The organism is Stenotrophomonas sp. AGC87 (assembly GCF_057333975.1).
Window position 1 is genome coordinate 114,991 of sequence record NZ_JBHFHW010000033.1, and the last position, 866, is coordinate 115,856.

At 67.2% G+C, this 866-nt stretch carries 1 protein-coding gene; it reads left to right on the plus strand.

Features of this window, described 5'->3' with window-relative positions:
- Window positions 1-72 precede the first annotated feature (72 nt).
- A complete protein-coding gene (kduD, locus tag ACE026_RS13980) occupies window positions 73-828 on the plus strand; it encodes a 2-dehydro-3-deoxy-D-gluconate 5-dehydrogenase KduD (protein WP_019184096.1) in 756 nt (251 codons plus the stop codon).
- The last annotated feature ends 38 nt before the right edge of the window (window positions 829-866 follow it).

Below are 866 nucleotides of genomic sequence, written 5' to 3' on the forward strand. Positions count from 1 at the left end.
AAGTGACCCCGACGCGCCGCCGGCATCGCGCCGGCGGCGTCTGTTACGCATTGGACAAGGACTACATACGAAATGGCTAATCCGTTCAGTCTGGAAGGCAAGGTCGCCCTCGTCACCGGTGGCAACACCGGCCTGGGCCAGGGCATCGCGGTCGCATTGGCGCAGGCCGGTGCCGACGTTGCCGTGGCCGGCATCGCGCCGCCCACCGAGACCATCGCCAAGATCACCGCGCTGGGCCGCCGCTGCCTGGCGATCGAAGCGAACCTGATCAGCATCGAGCCGGTCGAGCGCGTCATCCGCGAAACCATTGAAGGCCTGGGTGGCCTGGATATCCTGGTCAACAACGCCGGCCTGATCCGCCGCGCCGATGCCGTGGAGTTCAGCGAGCAGGACTGGGACGACGTGATGAACGTCAACATCAAGTCCGCGTTCTTCATCTCGCAGGCCGCCGGCAAGCATTTCATCGCCCAGGGCCGCGGCAAGATCATCAACATCGCCTCGATGCTGTCCTTCCAGGGCGGTATCCGCGTGCCGTCGTACACGGCCAGCAAGAGCGGCATCGCCGGCATCACCCGTCTGCTCGCCAACGAATGGGCGAGCAAGGGCATCAACGTCAATGCGATCGCCCCGGGCTACATGGCGACCGACAACACCGCCGCGCTGCGCGCCGATGAGGACCGCAACAAGTCCATCCTCGATCGCATCCCGGCGGCACGCTGGGGCACCCCGGAAGACCTCGGCGGTACCGCCGTGTTCCTGGCCTCCAGCGCCTCGGACTACGTCAACGGCGCAGTGCTGCCGGTTGATGGCGGCTGGCTCGCCCGGTAACACCCTCGCTACGCGCTGGCGGGGGGGGGGGGGGGGGG

Excerpts from the sequence above, each read along its gene's own strand:
- kduD (WP_019184096.1), top strand. The coding sequence starts at position 73 with ATGGCTAATCCGTTCAGTCTGGAAGGCAAGGTCGCCCTCGTCACCGGT.